At 62.1% G+C, this 15,400-nt stretch carries 19 protein-coding genes; 9 read left to right on the forward strand and 10 right to left on the reverse strand.

Annotation, left to right across the window (positions count from 1 at the left end; all coding sequences use genetic code 11):
• Window positions 1-6: 6 nt before the first annotated feature.
• From FHS54_RS03355 to coxB, 8 genes are all read right to left on the reverse strand, one after another.
• Window positions 7-645, reverse strand: coding sequence for an SURF1 family protein (locus FHS54_RS03355; protein ID WP_167302354.1), 639 nt, complete (start codon window positions 643-645; stop codon window positions 7-9).
• Window positions 642-1,037, reverse strand: a complete 396-nt coding sequence (locus tag FHS54_RS03360) for a DUF983 domain-containing protein (RefSeq protein ID WP_167302355.1) — start codon at window positions 1,035-1,037, stop codon at window positions 642-644. The genes FHS54_RS03355 and FHS54_RS03360 overlap by 4 nt, the downstream gene beginning before the upstream one ends.
• Window positions 1,038-1,117: 80 nt before the next feature.
• Window positions 1,118-1,948, reverse strand: coding sequence for a cytochrome c oxidase subunit 3 (locus tag FHS54_RS03365; protein WP_167302356.1), 831 nt, complete (start codon window positions 1,946-1,948; stop codon window positions 1,118-1,120).
• A gap of 43 nt (window positions 1,949-1,991) precedes the next feature.
• Entirely contained in the window at window positions 1,992-2,570 is a 579-nt protein-coding gene (locus FHS54_RS03370; RefSeq protein WP_167302357.1) for a cytochrome c oxidase assembly protein, read from the reverse strand.
• Window positions 2,570-2,701: a hypothetical protein gene (locus FHS54_RS16525; protein WP_279589124.1), complete on the reverse strand. Its 132-nt coding sequence runs from the start codon at window positions 2,699-2,701 to the stop codon at window positions 2,570-2,572. The genes FHS54_RS03370 and FHS54_RS16525 overlap by 1 nt, the downstream gene beginning before the upstream one ends.
• Window positions 2,698-3,618, reverse strand: a complete 921-nt coding sequence (locus tag FHS54_RS03375) for a heme o synthase (protein ID WP_167302358.1) — start codon at window positions 3,616-3,618, stop codon at window positions 2,698-2,700. The genes FHS54_RS16525 and FHS54_RS03375 overlap by 4 nt, the downstream gene beginning before the upstream one ends.
• Before the next feature lie 109 nt (window positions 3,619-3,727).
• Window positions 3,728-5,395, reverse strand: a complete 1,668-nt coding sequence (gene ctaD / locus FHS54_RS03380; protein ID WP_167302359.1) for a cytochrome c oxidase subunit I — start codon at window positions 5,393-5,395, stop codon at window positions 3,728-3,730.
• Between the two features lie 18 nt (window positions 5,396-5,413).
• Window positions 5,414-6,427: a cytochrome c oxidase subunit II gene (gene coxB / locus FHS54_RS03385; RefSeq protein WP_167302360.1), complete on the reverse strand. Its 1,014-nt coding sequence runs from the start codon at window positions 6,425-6,427 to the stop codon at window positions 5,414-5,416.
• A gap of 282 nt (window positions 6,428-6,709) precedes the next feature.
• Between coxB and pyrE the strand changes: the two genes are divergently transcribed.
• Genes pyrE through FHS54_RS03410 form a run of 5 tightly spaced genes read left to right on the forward strand, consistent with a single transcriptional unit; the run spans window position 6,710 to window position 10,477 of the window.
• Window positions 6,710-7,291: an orotate phosphoribosyltransferase gene (gene pyrE / locus FHS54_RS03390; protein WP_167302361.1), complete on the forward strand. Its 582-nt coding sequence runs from the start codon at window positions 6,710-6,712 to the stop codon at window positions 7,289-7,291.
• Between the two features lie 5 nt (window positions 7,292-7,296).
• Complete coding sequence (locus FHS54_RS03395; RefSeq protein WP_167302362.1) at window positions 7,297-8,034, forward strand: pyridoxine 5'-phosphate synthase; 738 nt, start codon at window positions 7,297-7,299, stop codon at window positions 8,032-8,034.
• A complete protein-coding gene (gene acpS / locus FHS54_RS03400) occupies window positions 8,031-8,432 on the forward strand; it encodes a holo-ACP synthase (RefSeq protein ID WP_167302363.1) in 402 nt (133 codons plus the stop codon). The genes FHS54_RS03395 and acpS overlap by 4 nt, the downstream gene beginning before the upstream one ends.
• A gap of 29 nt (window positions 8,433-8,461) precedes the next feature.
• The gene (gene lepB, locus FHS54_RS03405) at window positions 8,462-9,370 is read left to right on the forward strand and encodes a signal peptidase I (protein ID WP_167302364.1); all 909 of its coding nucleotides are present in this window, start codon (window positions 8,462-8,464) and stop codon (window positions 9,368-9,370) included.
• The gene (locus FHS54_RS03410; RefSeq protein WP_167302365.1) at window positions 9,371-10,477 is read left to right on the forward strand and encodes an AI-2E family transporter; all 1,107 of its coding nucleotides are present in this window, start codon (window positions 9,371-9,373) and stop codon (window positions 10,475-10,477) included.
• Window positions 10,478-10,522: 45 nt separating this feature from the next.
• On the opposite strand, the gene FHS54_RS03415 is transcribed toward FHS54_RS03410, so the two are convergent.
• Complete coding sequence (locus FHS54_RS03415; RefSeq protein ID WP_167302366.1) at window positions 10,523-11,083, reverse strand: FKBP-type peptidyl-prolyl cis-trans isomerase; 561 nt, start codon at window positions 11,081-11,083, stop codon at window positions 10,523-10,525.
• A gap of 73 nt (window positions 11,084-11,156) precedes the next feature.
• The gene (rpsU, locus tag FHS54_RS03420; protein ID WP_104954164.1) at window positions 11,157-11,363 is read right to left on the reverse strand and encodes a 30S ribosomal protein S21; all 207 of its coding nucleotides are present in this window, start codon (window positions 11,361-11,363) and stop codon (window positions 11,157-11,159) included.
• A 290-nt stretch (window positions 11,364-11,653) separates the two neighbouring features.
• On the opposite strand from rpsU, the gene FHS54_RS03425 reads away from it, so the two are divergent.
• The 4 genes from FHS54_RS03425 to FHS54_RS03440 all read left to right on the forward strand — a co-directional run bounded on the left by FHS54_RS03425 (window position 11,654) and on the right by FHS54_RS03440 (window position 15,298).
• Window positions 11,654-12,904 carry a putative DNA modification/repair radical SAM protein gene (locus FHS54_RS03425; RefSeq protein WP_167302367.1) on the forward strand — a complete coding sequence of 417 codons (1,251 nt, stop codon included), beginning with the start codon at window positions 11,654-11,656 and terminating at the stop codon, window positions 12,902-12,904.
• A gap of 134 nt (window positions 12,905-13,038) precedes the next feature.
• A complete protein-coding gene (locus FHS54_RS03430) occupies window positions 13,039-13,335 on the forward strand; it encodes a hypothetical protein (protein WP_167302368.1) in 297 nt (98 codons plus the stop codon).
• 61 nt (window positions 13,336-13,396) lie between these two features.
• A complete protein-coding gene (locus tag FHS54_RS03435) occupies window positions 13,397-13,861 on the forward strand; it encodes a hemerythrin domain-containing protein (protein WP_167302369.1) in 465 nt (154 codons plus the stop codon).
• Window positions 13,862-13,867: 6 nt separating this feature from the next.
• Entirely contained in the window at window positions 13,868-15,298 is a 1,431-nt protein-coding gene (locus FHS54_RS03440; RefSeq protein ID WP_167302686.1) for a UdgX family uracil-DNA binding protein, read from the forward strand.
• Window positions 15,299-15,400: the final 102 nt, after the last annotated feature.

Below are 15,400 nucleotides of genomic sequence, written 5' to 3' on the forward strand. Positions count from 1 at the left end.
AAGTATTTACGACGGGCGGGGCGGCGGGACGCGCTTACGCACCGCCAGCAGGTAGATGATGGCGGCCACGGCGGCGAAGAAGAACCATTGCACCGCATAGGCCAGATGATTGTTCGGAACGTCCGCCGCGCTGGGCGGCGCGACCGCCTTCAGGCCAACGGGCGGCTGCTCTGCGATCAGCATCGGCCTCAGCGGTAAGGCATTTCCTGCCGTCCGTGACAGCAGCGATCGATGGTCTGGCTCCTGCGAAATCCAGCCGCGTACCTGGCCGCCGGTCCAATCCGGCTTCAGGTCCGGCTTCTGCCCGACGCCGATCGCCACCAATGCGCCGGGACCTTCGGCTCCGGTCGCGCACTCTGCCAGATAGCGGTAGCCCGTCGATCCGTCAGCGGCCCGGCCTGCCTCCGTGCGCCACCCGGTCACGCGAATACATTGCACCGAAGACCGGCGAAACAACAGATCGGGCGGAACCGGCGCCATGACCGGATAGCTGATGGACGGTTTCGCTGGATTCGCGGCTGCCAGGGCGAGCATCGCTTCCTTTTCGCCGCGCCGCTCCAACTGCCATACGCCCAGGGCAATCATCACCGCGATGGCTACCACCACGATCAGGGTCGGAATGAGGGGAAGCCGCATCCGCGTCATGAGCGCTTTTCCTTCACGATCCGCCCTTCACGCGCCTTGTTACGATATTCCAGAGTGAGGAGCGCGCCCTTCGCCACCCGAAGGCTTCCAACCACCGCCGCCACCGTCAGCGGCGTCCAAAGCAGCATATGGACCCAGAGCGGCGGATGAAATTTCAGTTCCACCGACAGCGCCAGCCCCACCATCACCGCCCCGACGATCAGGGTCAGGAAGGCCGCCGGTCCATCGCCCACGTTAAACTGGCCATAGTCCAGGTCGCATTGGCGACAATGGGGCGAAAATCCTATCGGCCCGGCGAACATCGTCGCCGCTCCGCATCGGGGGCAGCTTCCCCGCGCTGCCGCGACGATCAACGGGATTGGAGGATGCGCGACCGGTTCTGACGATGTCATGGCGCAGCCATAGCCTTGCGCGCCTTAAAAGAAAACGGCCGGTATGACCCGGCCGTTCGCTCTATCAATTTCCGCCGGGATCAACCGCCGTGAAGGGGCGCGCCCCAGCCGCCCCACACATAGATGGCGACGAACAGGAACAACCAGACCACATCAACGAAGTGCCAGTACCAGGCGGCAGCTTCGAACCCGAAATGCTGGCGCGGCGTGAAGTCGCCCTGATAGACGCGGATCAGGTTGACGATCAGGAAGATGGTGCCCACCAGCACGTGGAAACCGTGGAAGCCGGTCGCCATGTAGAAGGCCGAGCTATACGGGCTGCCGCCGAACGGGAACGGCGCATGCGCATATTCATAGGCCTGGATCGAGGAGAAAAGCAGACCCAGGATGACGGTCAGCCACAAGCCCTTCTTCAGCCCTTCGCGGTCGCCATGGATCAGCGCGTGGTGCGCCCAGGTCACGGTCGTGCCCGAACACAGCAGGATCAGCGTGTTGAGCAGCGGCAGCTCGAACGCGTTCATGACCTCGATGCCCTTTGACGGGAACATGCCTTCGATCGGTGCAAGCTGGCTCGGGAAAAGCGCGAAGTCGAAGAAGGACCAGAACCAGCCGACGAAGAACATGACTTCCGAAGCGATGAACAGGATCATGCCATAACGCAGGTGCAGCTGGACCACAGGCGTATGGTCGCCCGCATGCGCTTCGGCGATCACATTCGCCCACCAGCTATACATGGTGAACAGCACGCCTGCGACGCCGATGAAAAACACCCAGCCACCACCAGCGGGCATGGCATCGGGATGCATCCACATGATCGCGCCAAGGGCCATTACCAGCGCCGACATGGACCCGAAAAACGGCCAGATGCTGGGCGGGAGAATGTGATAATCGTGGTTCTTGGCGCCTGCCATGACGTGCTCTTCCCTGTTCGCAGTTCGCGTTATCGTGGTTGCCTTAGCTTGGCTTCTTGTCCTGCTCAACAGGATAGAAGGTGTAGCTCAGCGTAATTTCCTGGGTGTCCCGATTGTCCGGGTCCGCCAGAATCTTTGGATCGACATAATAGAGGACGGGCATCCTCACCTCTTCACCCGGCTTCAACGTCTGCTGGGTGAAGCAGAAACACTGAATTTTCGTGAAATAGGCACCGGCCTGCGTCGGCGTCACGTTGAAGCTCGCCGTACCGGTCACCGGCTTGTCCGACATGTTCTTCGCGACAAAAATGGCCATGTCGCGCGCGCCCACGGTGACGGTGTCGGTGCGATGCTCCGGGTAGAATTGCCACGGCATGCCGGGCTGGACGTTGGAATCGAAACGAATCGACATATTATGGCCGACCGCCGCGCGGACATTGACGTCGCCCGACGCCCGTTGGGTCGTGCCGCCAAAGCCGGTCTGCTGGCAGAATATGCGGTAAAGCGGCACCGATGCGAAGCCCAGTCCCAGCATGGCCGCGCCCACCGCCGCCATCGTGATCAACGTGCGCCGATTGCGGCGATCGCGATCAAATGGTGAGGGTGGCAGTGCGACAGCCATCACTCCGCCCCGCCAATCTTGGCGATGGTGATCGCATAGAACAATATCACCAGCGCCCCCAGCAGCAGACCGGTCAGGATGGCACGGGATTTCTGGCGGCTACGCACCTGTTCGTCCTCCTCCGGCGTCATGCCAGCACCCAGCGATCGGCAACGACCGCTCCGAACAGGACAAACAGATAAATGATCGAATATTTGAACAGCCGCCGTTCGGGCTTCATCCGGCTGGGATCGGTTTCACGGTGGCGCAGCACCTGAAAGGCGAACAAGACGAACAGCGCCGTGCCCACCAACGCCGTCACGCCATAGATCAGGCCGGTAAGCTGCATCAGCACAGGCGCCATGGCCGCCGCCGCCATGATCGCGGTGTAGAACCAGATCTGCCGCCGGGTCGCAACCTCTCCCGCTACGACAGGCAGCATCGGAATATTCGCCGCCGCATAGTCTGTCTTCACGAACAGCGCCAGCGCCCAGAAATGCGGTGGCGTCCAAAAGAAGATCAGCATGAAAAGCGCAATCGGCAGCGCCGTGATGTCGCCCGTAACGGCAGCCCAGCCAATGACCGGCGGAAACGCCCCAGCCGCACCACCAATAACAATATTCTGCGTCGTACGTGGTTTCAGCCAGATCGTGTAGACAAAAACGTAGAAAAGGATCGACACCGCCAGCACGGCAGCGGCCAGCCAGTTGGTTGCCACGCCCATCAGCAGCACGGAAAAGAAGGAGAGACCTACACCAAAATGGAGCGCAGATTGCCTGTCCATGCGCCCGGCAGGGAGCGGCCTGCCAGCCGTCCGCTTCATCTTCGCATCGATATCCGCCTCATACCATTGGTTGAGCGCGGCAGCAGCGCCTGCCCCGATCGCGATGCACAGGATCGCGGTGAAGGCCAGGACCGGATGCAGATGTCCCGGCGCCGCCAACAGACCGCACAGGCCGGTGAAGACCACGAGCGTCATCACTCGCGGCTTCGTCAATGCGACGAAATCCCGCCAATGTGCGGGAATCGCGGGAGTGCTGCTCCTGTCCATGAACGGCGAACTTGCCATATGCTCCTCATGCGGCAGCCCGGCGCGATACGATGCGCCGGGTCTGCCCATTAGGGTAGGCGACCAAGCCTCCCCACGCCCTCCCGAAGGATGGCTCTGGTCCTGACGGTCAGTCGACGACCGGCAACGTTTCGAACTGGTGGAACGGCGGCGGACTGGACAGTGTCCATTCCAGCGTCGTTGCGCCTTCACCCCAGGGATTCCCCTCCGCCTTCCGTCCGGCAGCGAGCGACCAGATCAGATTGACGAAGAAGATCAGCATGCCAGCAGCCATGATTTCATAGCCGTGGCTGGCGATCTTGTTCCAATAGGCAAAGGCTTCTGGATAGTCGGGATAACGGCGCGGCATGCCCGACAGACCCAGGAAGTGCATCGGGAAGAACAGCAGATTCACGCCGATGAAGAACACCCAGAAGTGCAGCTGGCCGAGAAACTCGTTATACATCCGGCCCGACATTTTCGGGAACCAATAATAGAACCCCGCAAATAGGCCGAACACCGCACCCAGCGAAAGCACATAATGGAAATGCGCCACGACATAATAAGTATCGTGCAGCACGTCGTCCACGCCGCCATTGGCCAGCACGACGCCGGTCACGCCGCCAACGGTGAAAAGGAAGATGAAGCCGAGCGCCCATACCATGGGGGTCTTGAAGCTGATCGAACCGCCCCAGATGGTCGCGATCCATGAGAAGATCTTGATACCCGTCGGAACGGCGATGACCATCGTTGCAGCGGTGAAATACATCTTCACATTCACCGACATGCCGGTGGTGAACATGTGGTGCGCCCATACAACGAAGCCGACGACACCGATCGCGACCATGGCATAGGCCATGCCCAGATAACCGAACACCGGCTTGCGGCTGAAGGTCGAGATGATCTGGCTGACGATGCCGAAGCCCGGCAGGATCATGATGTAGACTTCGGGATGGCCGAAGAACCAGAACAAATGCTGGTAAAGCTCGGGGTCGCCACCGCCTGCGGCATCATAGAAGGTGGTGCCGAAATTGCGGTCGGTCAGCAGCATCGTGATCGCGGCGGCCAGGACCGGGAGAGCGAGCAGCAGCAGGAAGGCAGTAACCAGCACCGACCAGACGAACAGCGGCATCTTGTGCAGGGTCATGCCAGGCGCGCGCATGTTGAGGATGGTCGTGATGAAGTTGATCGCGCCCAGGATCGACGAAGCGCCCGCGATGTGGAGCGACAGGATCGCCATATCGACGGCTGGCCCTGCCGAACCGCTGGTCGACAGCGGCGCATAGACCGTCCATCCGGTGCCCGCGCCATTACCGGTGCCGCCGGGAACGAAGGTCGAGCCGAGCAACAGCGCAAAAGCGGGAATCAGCAGCCAGAAGCTGATATTGTTCATGCGCGGAAACGCCATGTCCGGCGCGCCGATCATGATGGGCACGAACCAGTTGCCGAAGCCGCCGATCATCGCGGGCATAACCATGAAGAAAACCATGATTAGGCCGTGGGCGGTGATTAGCACGTTCCAGAGGTGATAGGCCTGGTCCAGCGTGGCCGACGGGCCGTCGCTATACTGCGCCCAGATCTGGAGATACTGAATCCCCGGCTGCGCGAGTTCGGCGCGCATCAGGCCGGAAATCGCGCCGCCGATGATGCCGGCGATGATCGCGAAGATCAGGTAGAGGGTGCCGATATCCTTGTGGTTCGTGGACATGAACCAGCGCTGGAAGAAGGCGGGCTTGTGATCGGCATCATGATGATCATGAGCATGATCGCCGTGATGATCTGCGGTAATGGTGGTCATGGCGTCTATGCCCTTACATCAAAGCTTTTCAGCGGGAGCGGCGGCAGGCGCTGCGGCAGCGGCGGTGACCGCCGCGTCAGCGCCACGCAGCTTGCCACCCTGCGAGAGAACCCACTGGTCGAACTGAGCGGGAGGCAGAGCCTCGATCGCAATCGGCATGAAAGCATGGCGCGCGCCGCAAAGTTCAGAGCACTGTCCGTAGTAGACGCCCGGCTTTTCAATGGTGAAGGTCTTTTCGTTAAGGCGACCGGGCACCGCATCCATCTTCACCCAGAGCGAGGGGATCGCAAAGGCGTGGATCACGTCGGCGCCGGTGATGATCAGCTTGATCGGACGGCCCGCGGGCAGGATCATGCGGTTGTCGGGGGCGAGAAGATAAGGCTCGCCATTCGCCTCTGCCTGTTCCTTGGTGAGCATGTTGGAGACATATTCCCCAATGCCATTGTCAGGATATTCATAGCCCCAATACCACTGATAGCCCGTGACCTTGACGGTCACCGCATCCTTGGGCGCGGGCTTGTACTGGTCCGCCAGCAGGCCGATCGACGGCACGGCGATCACCAGCAGGATCACGACCGGAACCACGGTCCAGATCACTTCGATCAAGGTGTTGTGCGAGGTTTTCGACGGGATCGGATTGGCGCTGCGGCGGAACCGCACCATGACATAGAGCATCAGCGCCAGGACGAGGACCGAGATGATCGTGATCAGGGGCAGCAGCAGCACGTCATGCAGCCAGCGGGCAGTGTGGCCGGTCGGGCTGAACTGTTCCTGCAGCGAAATTTCACCGGGGCTTGGCATGCCGACACCAGGGGTCGGTTTCATCCGGGGCGGCGCGGCCACAGTGACCGCTGGCGCGGCGTCGGCTGCCGGAGCCGCCGCGTTCACGGCCGATTCGGCCGGAGCGGCAGCGCCGTCTGCAGGCGCAGCCGCAACGGCTGCATTGTCCTGCGCGAACGCCTGACTGTTCATCGCCGTAGCCGGCGCAAAGGCCAGCAACCCGGCGAGAACGAGCGATTTCACCTTTTTCATAAGCGTCTTCTTACCCCGTAACCCCTTGGAGCCGCTGCAACGAAGGCGCGCGCATACACGTATCCCCCGCCCGGTCGGTCTGCCGCGGCTTATAGGCATGGTTTTTTCATGCCTCAAGCGGGGACGCACAGATTTTCTTCGCTGTTGCAACGCCCCCCTCGTCCGCCTATCTCGCACCTCGCGCGCAGGGGCGCGATCATGGGGCTGTCCCATGGGTGATTACGGACGTGTCGATCGCCTGTTCAAGGTGGAGCGGCATCCGCGAATGGATCCAAGATTCAAATGACTGACGAGGAAGTTTTAGCGGAGTTCAGGGCAGCCGGGGCGCTGTTGGAAGGACATTTCATCCTGTCCTCTGGCCGCCGCAGCGCGAATTATCTGCAATGCGCGCGCGTGCTGATGAACGCCGAACGGGCGGGCAAGCTGGCCCGCGCCATGGTGCAAAAACTGTCCCGCGAATTGCGGCAGGAGATCGACCTCGTCGTCTCCCCGGCAATGGGCGGCCTGATCATCGGCCATGAAGTCGGGCGCGCGCTGGACAAGGATGCCGTGTTCCTGGAACGGCCCGAAGGCACGTTCGAACTGCGCCGTGGCTTCAGCATCACGCCGGGGCAGAAGGTGCTGATGGTCGAAGATGTCGTGACGACCGGACTGTCGTCGCGCCAGGCGATCGACGCGGTGGCGCAGGCCGGCGGAATCGTCGTGGCGGAAGCCGCGCTGGTCGACCGGACCGCCGGTGAAGTCGACCTGGGCGTCCCTTTCTATCCCCTCGTCAGCATCAATTTCCCGGTGTATGAGGAGAATGAAGTGCCGCCCGAACTCGCAGCCATTCCCGCGATCAAGCCTGGAAGCCGGAAGCAGTAATCCCGATGCCGCAGCCCGCCGCTCCCCTGCGCCTAGGGGTCAACATCGATCATGTGGCGACCATCCGCAACGCGCGCGGCGGCATGCACCCTGATCCGGTCAAGGCGGCCCTGTTGGCGGTCGATGCGGGCGCCGATGGCATTACCGCCCATCTGCGCGAAGATCGCCGACATATTCGCGACGAAGATATTGTCGCGCTGATGACCGCCCTGACGGTTCCGCTGAACCTGGAAATGGCGGCAACCGAAGAAATGCTGCGGATCGCGGTCAGGCATCGGCCCCATGCCGCATGCATCGTCCCGGAAAAACGGGAAGAGCGCACGACCGAGGGAGGATTGGACGCTGCCGGGCAGATGGAGCCGCTCCGGCCAATCGTCGCGGCGCTGGGCGAAGCGGGCATCCGTGTAAGCCTGTTCATCGAACCTGACGCGGCGCAGGTGGATGCGGCCATCCGCCTGGGCGCTCCCGTGGTGGAATTCCATACCGGCCGTTACGCGCATCTGTCAGGCGCAGCCCGCGCCGAGGAACTGCGCCGGATCAGCGACGCTGCCGCCCTCGCCGCGAAGAACGGGATCGAACCACATGCCGGGCATGGCCTCACCTTCGACAATGTCGGCGCGATTGCAGCTATCCCGCAGGTGACCGAGTTGAACATCGGCCATTTCCTGATTGGCGAAGCGATCTTTGGCGGGCTGAAAGACAGTATCGGGGAAATGCGCCGCCAGATGGACCTGGCGCGTTGATCATCGGCCTGGGCTCCGACCTTTGCAATATCGAGCGGATACAGAATTCGCTCGACCGTTATGGCGAACGGTTCGAACGCCGTGTCTTCACCGATGTCGAGCGGGCCAAGGCGGATCGGCGCCCCTTCACCAAGGCGGGAACGCTGGCCAAGCGCTTCGCCGCCAAGGAAGCCTTTTCCAAGGCAGTAGGCACCGGCTTCAACCATGGTGTGTTCATGAAGGATATCGGGGTCGTCAATCGTCCGGGAGGCGCGCCCACGCTGGAACTGACCGGTGGCGCGCTGACGCGGCTTCACGCCATGGTCCCGGCAGGCCACGACCCCATGATCCACCTGACGCTGACCGATGACCATCCCTGGGCTCAAGCCTTTGTCATCATCGAAGCGCTGCCCCGATAATGCCGCCCCCCGCATCTGAGAAGCCATCCATGACGGCAACAGACATGAACGAAAACACCCCGGTTTCCGCCGAAGAACAGGCCGCCGAACATCAGGCGGCCAGTTCGTCCAGAGCGGATAAACAGGCCGTCAATTGGTGGCAGGAGGTGAAGAGCATCGCGCTCCTGATCCTGGCGGTGCTGGCATTTCACAGCTTCGTCGCCAAGCCATTCTATATCCCCAGCGAATCCATGATGCCCGTGCTGCTGAAAGGCGACCGGCTGGTGGTGAGCAAATTCCCCTATGGCTGGTCCTATGTATCGCCCAGCTTCCATCCGCTTCCCTTTATCAGCGGGCGCATCTTTGGACGCCTGCCCGAACGGGGCGACATCGTCATCGTTTCGCCGCGTCACCGGCGCGAGGATTATATCAAGCGCGTGATTGGCCTGCCGGGCGATGTCCTGGAAGTGCGCGGCGGCCAGGTCATCCTGAACGGCGTGCCGGTGCCGCGAAAGGCGCTGAAGCCGATCCGTATTCCGATTGACGGCAACGCGCCCTGCCCGCCGATGCAATTTCCCGGCGCTGCCGTGGAAGGGCGTGACGGCAAAGGCTATTGCCAGCTTCCCGTGCGGCAGGAGACCCTGCCCAATGGCCGCACTTATGTCACCATCGACATGGGGCCAAGTTCGCTCGACTGGTATGGCCCGATCCGCATTCCGCCCCACCATGTCTTTTTGATGGGCGACAATCGCGACAACAGCGCCGACAGCCGCGCGCCGCTGGAGGAAAATGGCCTGGGCGGCCCCGTACCCTGGGAAGCGATCGGCGGACGGGCCGAGTTCATCACTTTTTCGCTGGACGGCGATTCAAGCTGGAACCCACGGACCTGGCTTCATGCTCTGCGCAGCGACCGCGCGGGGAACAGCCTGCGCCCAAGGAGCGTTACAGCCCCGAAATAAATGCACGATAGGGAGCGCGGGTTGAGCGGCAAACAAAAGGTCCATCTGGAACAACCCGGCCCCAGCGAGCTGCGCAGTCCGCTCGTCCAACATGAATTCATCCGCGCGGGCACCTGGATCGCCCTGGCAGTCGCGGTGGCGCTGGTCGCATTGCTGGCCCAGCCGATCATGCTGATTCTGGGCGCGCTGGTCCTGGCGACCATGATGGATGGAGGCGCGCGACTGCTGGGCCGCATCCTGCCGATCAAGCGGGGATGGCGGCTTGCCATCGTCCTGATCGCCGCCGTCGCCTTCCTGGTTTACACATTCTACCTGACCGGAGCGAGCCTGACCGCGCAGGCGCAGGCCATGCGACAGATCGTCGAAGCGCAGGTCAGCCGCGTCGGCGGATGGCTGCAACAGCTCGGCGTCTCGACCACGCCGAACGACCTCAAGGGGTTGGCCAGCCAGGCGCTGAGTTCACTGGGCCGGGTCACGGCGGCGGTAGGAACGGTGTTCGGGGCGGTGACCAGCGCCGTCATGATGCTGGTGCTGGCAATCTTCATCGCGATCGAGCCAAAGCTATATGAACGCGGCGTTGCATGGATGCTGCCAATGGACAAGCGGGCAAGCTTTTATTCGGTCGCGGACAAGATGGGATGGACATTGCGCCGACTCATGTTCGGGCGCCTGATCGGTATGACGGTGGAAGGCGTAGGGACCTGGCTCCTATTGTGGGCGGGCGGCGTTCCCATGGCGGGACTGCTTGGCATTCTGACCGGACTTTTTGCGTTCCTGCCCAATATCGGCGCGATCATATCGGGCGTGCTGATCATCATCGTCGGCTTTTCTGCGGGCACGGATGTCGGCCTCTACGCATTTTTTGTCTATGCGGTGGTGCAGCTGATCGACGGCTATCTGATCGTGCCGATGGTGGCGAAGCGCGCGACCGACCTTGCCCCGGCCCTGGTGCTGGCAATGCAAATCCTGTTCGGCACCTTGTTCGGCATATTGGGCCTTTTCCTGGCCGATCCGATCCTGGCCATGATCAAGGTCTATCTGGAAGAACGGTCCAAGTCGCTGGAGAAGGATGATGCTCCCAGCATGGACGTGCCGCTTCCCCAATAAAAAAGGGCCCGGAGAACGGGCCCTTTGATCTTCATCGTTGCGGCATCAGCGGCCCGGCATGGGCGGTGGAGTCGCGCCCTGCTGCATCATCTGCTGCATCTGCATGATTTCCGCCTTCGACTTGAAATCGTGCAGCTGAACATCGAACACCAGCACCGAATTGGCCGGGATGGGGCCTGCTGCCTGCTCGCCATAGCCCAGCTGCGGCGGGATCCAGAGGCGATATTTACCGCCCTTCTTCATCTTTTGCAGGCCTTCGGAAAAGCCCGGCACGACGCCATCGACCGGCATCGCGGTCTGGGGATTTTCATCGAAGACGGTGCCGTCGAGCAGCGTGCCCTTGTAGCCGACCAGCGCGACATCGGTCGTCGCCGGGCTTGGCCCCGTGCCTTCTTCCACCACCTTGAACTGGAGACCCGATTCGGTGGTGACCACGCCATCGCTGTCTGCATTGCGGGCAAGATAGCTGGCAGGCGAAGGCTCAAGCCCGCGCTGCCCCGCCCATGCCAGCCCGCCGGCGGCGACCGCTACGGCCGCGACACCGATCCAAAGCCGCGTCAACGACCCCTTGGCGATGGGACGAAGGGGAACAGCCGTCGTGGACATGAGCGAACGCCTCGCAGTTGGTGCGGGTAATCAGCAGAAGAAACCATCCGGGCGTCATGCCCGGACAGGCAACTTAACGAACGCCGTCGCGCTCGGCGCGCTTGCGATCCATCTTGCGCGCGCGGCGGACCGCTGCAGCCTTTTCACGGGCGCGCTTTTCCGACGGCTTCTCGTAGTGACGGCGCAGCTTCATCTCGCGATACACGCCCTCACGCTGCAGCTTCTTCTTGAGCGCGCGCAGGGCCTGGTCGACATTATTGTCGCGAACGATGATTTGCATAAGCCAGTCAAACTCCAGTCGAAAGCGGGCGGTTCGCCAGGACAGAAAACCCTTCCCGACGGGCCCACCGAATGTAAAAGCCGTGAGTCGCCGCAGGTCACCCTACGCCGTTGTGGGGCGCGCCCTATCAGCAGAGTCGCCCCAGTTCAACCCCAAAGCCTTTGCCGTCGGGCCGTGAACTGGCAGCAAGTGATCGGGGCCGTCCGCGCCGCGGGACAATATCGGCCATTTTAGCGCAAAAGTCGATCCAGATCATAGACAGGGATGGGTAAGGAACATATCATGAACTAATGTCCGCCCTGTCCGTCACCGAAAAGCTCGAAATACTAGCCGACGCAGCCAAATATGATGCGTCCTGCGCATCGTCGGGCACGAAGAAGCGCGATAGTGCGACGGGCCGCAAGGGCGGGCTGGGGTCGACCGAGGGAATGGGCATCTGCCATGCCTATGCGCCAGATGGCCGCTGCATTTCGCTGCTGAAGATTCTGCTGACCAACAGCTGCATTTTCGACTGCCATTATTGCATCAACCGGCGGTCCAGCGACGTGCGGCGGGCGCGCTTTACCGTGAAGGAGGTCGTGGACCTGACCATCAGTTTCTACCGTCGCAATTATATTGAGGGGCTGTTCCTGTCGTCCGGGATCATCCGGTCGTCCGACTATACGATGGAACAGATGGTCGGCGTCGCCCGAAGCCTGCGTGATGATCATGATTTTCGGGGCTATATCCACCTCAAGACCATTCCCGACGCGGACCCGGAACTGACCCACCAGGCGGGGCTCTATGCGGATCGCCTGTCGATCAATGTCGAGCTGCCGACCACCCAGGGCCTGCAACAACTCGCCCCGGAAAAGGACGCCCGCCGAATCGAAGGCGCCATGGCGGGGATGCGGAGCGCCATGGAGGATATGGGCGAGGCACGGCGGAAATACCGACACGCGCCACGCTTCGCGCCTGCGGGACAGTCGACGCAGATGATCGTCGGGGCGGATGGCGCCGATGATCGGGCAATCATCCGGCGGGCGCGATCCCTCTATGATCGGCACGCCTTGCGCCGGGTCTATTACAGCGCCTTCTCCCCCATCCCCTCGCCCAGCAGCGTCTTGCCGCTCAAGCGTCCGCCGCTGTTGCGCGAACATCGGCTTTATCAGTCGGACTGGATGATGCGTTTCTATGGCTATTCGGCGGATGATCTGGACGCGGCGACCGACCCGGAGAGCGGATGCCTTCCGCTCGACATCGATCCCAAGCTGGCCTGGGCGCTGCGGCATAGAGGCATATTCCCGGTGGACGTGAACCAGGCCCCGCGCGAAATGCTGCTGCGCGTTCCGGGGCTGGGGGTGAAGGCTGTGGACCGGATCCTGATGAGCCGACGGCACCGGCGCTTGCGGCTTGACGATGTCGCCCGGCTCACCAGTTCGATCGTGAAACTGCGCCCCTTCCTTGTCGCCTGCGACTGGCAGCCCGTGCACCTGGCCGACAGCGCCGATCTCAAATCCAGTCTTGGCCCCATGCCGGCGCAATTGGAGCTTTTCGCCTGAAAGCCCGATTTTGCCGTTGATCGGAGCGGAATTCCATGGTTTCCTGATCGTGGAGCAGGGGAAAGGCGATATTAGTGGCAACAGTGTTTAAAGGACATTCGGCGGAAGCGGGGACGGCAGGATATGCAAAGCGGATGAGTACGCATCTGGCGGCTGCACTGGTCTCATTCTGCCTGCTTCAGATTTTCATCGTTGCCAAAATGGGCGGATCCCTCGTCCTGCACCTGGGCATCATTGTCGCCATTGGAGCTTTCGCCATCGCGGCTCGCGGGCTGGAACGACGGTGGGAGATGCTGGATGTCAGCGGATTGTCCCCACGCGGCCTTGACGTGCGGTTTCGCCGTGACGTGGCGCAAATCTGGGTGGTCAGCATCGCCAGCGGCTTTCTGTGGATACCCATAGCCGTGATCTACCGGTTCCTGTTCGGCTGATCGAGCGGACACAAAGCCCGCGCCGCATCGTTATGCCCTCTGCAAGACAGAGGAGCATGCCATGGCGAATGCCAATATTTTCGACCGGTTGAAGGAAGATCACGACGCCCACCGCCAGCTGTTCGACAAGATGGCCGATGCGAAGGACGATCATGATCGCCTGCAAAAACTGTTCGACCAGTTCAAGGTCGAAGTGACAGCCCATGCCGCCGCCGAGGAGGAGACGCTGTACGCCACCATGCTGGCGCGGCCCGACCTGCGGGAAGATGCGCAGCACAGCGTTTCGGAACATAAGGAAATAGACGATTATCTCGAAGAGCTGGATGATCTGGAGTTTAACGGCGAAGAGTGGCGGCAGACCTTCGACCAGCTGAAAAAGCGCTACCTCCACCATATCGAGGAAGAGGAGGAGGAGATGTTTCCCGGTGCCGCCGAAGAATTGACGGCGGAAGAGGAAACAAGGCTCGCGGAGACTTTCGCCAGGCGCAAACCCGCCGAACTGAAGCGGGCAGAAGCCGCAGACTAAATGCCCATGTATCGCGCGCTGCTGACTGGCCCCGACGATTTCGACGGGTGGCGGGAAGCGGCGCGGCGCTTTGTCATGGGCGGCGTCCCTGCGTCCCAGATCGATTGGCAGGTTGAAGGGGAGGATGCGTCCCTCCTGTCCTTCGACGCCCTACCGCCGCCGCGGAAGGGCGACGCCTTTTCCGTGCCGCGATCTTTCATTGATCTGGCGGAAAGCGCGATATTGCATCGCGACCGGGAACGGTTCGCGCTGCTTTACGCCTTGCTGGTGCGCGTCCGCGACAATCCGGCGATGATGGAGGATCGCGCCGATCCCCTTTTGCGCCGGGTCGAAATGCTGGCCAAGGCGGTCAGGCGCGACATGCACAAGATGCGCGCCTTCGTCCGTTTCCGCGAGGTGGAGGATGATGGGACTTCGCGCTTCGTTGCCTGGTTCGAACCGGATCATCATATCATCCGGGCCAATGCCGGATTCTTCGTCCGCCGGTTCGCATCGATGCGCTGGTCGATCCTGACGCCCGATCTGTGCATCCATTGGGATGGCGAAGTCCTGACAGAAGGCCCCGGCGCGACCCGGTCAGACGCGCCGGAGGGCGACCCGATGGAGGATGCGTGGAAACGCTATTATGCCGCCATCTTCAACCCTGCGCGGCTGAAACAGCGCGCCATGCTGTCGGAAATGCCACGCAAATATTGGCGCAACCTGCCCGAAGCCGCACTAATCCCCGAACTGGTGGCCGGGGCGCAGGCAAGAGAGGCAGCTATGATCGCGACATCGCCCAAAGCCCCCGCCCGCCCGAGCGGCGCGCCGCCTGCGGTTGCCAGCCGTCCCAGCAATATTGCAATTTCATGGTCGGCGCTGCGGGATCAGGCGATGGCATGCACCCGGTGCCCGCTTTATCACGACGCTACCCAAACCATATTTGGCGAAGGTCCACTGGATGCGCCCTTGGTGCTGATCGGTGAGCAACCGGGCGATCAGGAGGATTTGGCCGGACGTCCGTTCGTGGGGCCAGCCGGACAGTTGCTGGACCGCGCGCTGGACGAAGCAGGGATCGACCGCGCGCGGCTTTATGTCACCAATGCCGTCAAGCATTTCAAGCATGAGCGCCGGGGCAAGCGCCGTATTCACCAGACGCCTGAAACGTCGGAAATCCAGGCCTGCCGTTGGTGGCTGGATCAGGAGCTGGACATTCTGCGCCCCCGGATCATCGTCGCCCTGGGCGTGACAGCCGCGCGCGCCCTGTTGGGAAAGGCGGTGACGATCAGCCGTACGCGCGGCGCGCCGATAGCCCTGGAAAGCGGAGCGGAAGGCTGGGTGACCATCCACCCCAGTTTCCTGCTGCGCGTCCCCGACGAAGCGCGCAAAGCGCAGGAACGCGCGCGATTTGTCGAGGAACTACGCGAGATCGGCACAAGGGTGAAGGCGATCAGCTGACCATCGCAAAGGCAAGGATGTAGCGATCCTGCTTGACCCGGCGCGTCCGCCCGGCGAAATCCCCCACCTTGTTATCGCGCCTTCGGGGGAAAGCCGCTCGCT

The sequence above is a fragment of the Sphingobium vermicomposti genome (assembly GCF_011762025.1).
Classification (GTDB): Bacteria; Pseudomonadota; Alphaproteobacteria; order Sphingomonadales; family Sphingomonadaceae; genus Sphingobium; species Sphingobium vermicomposti.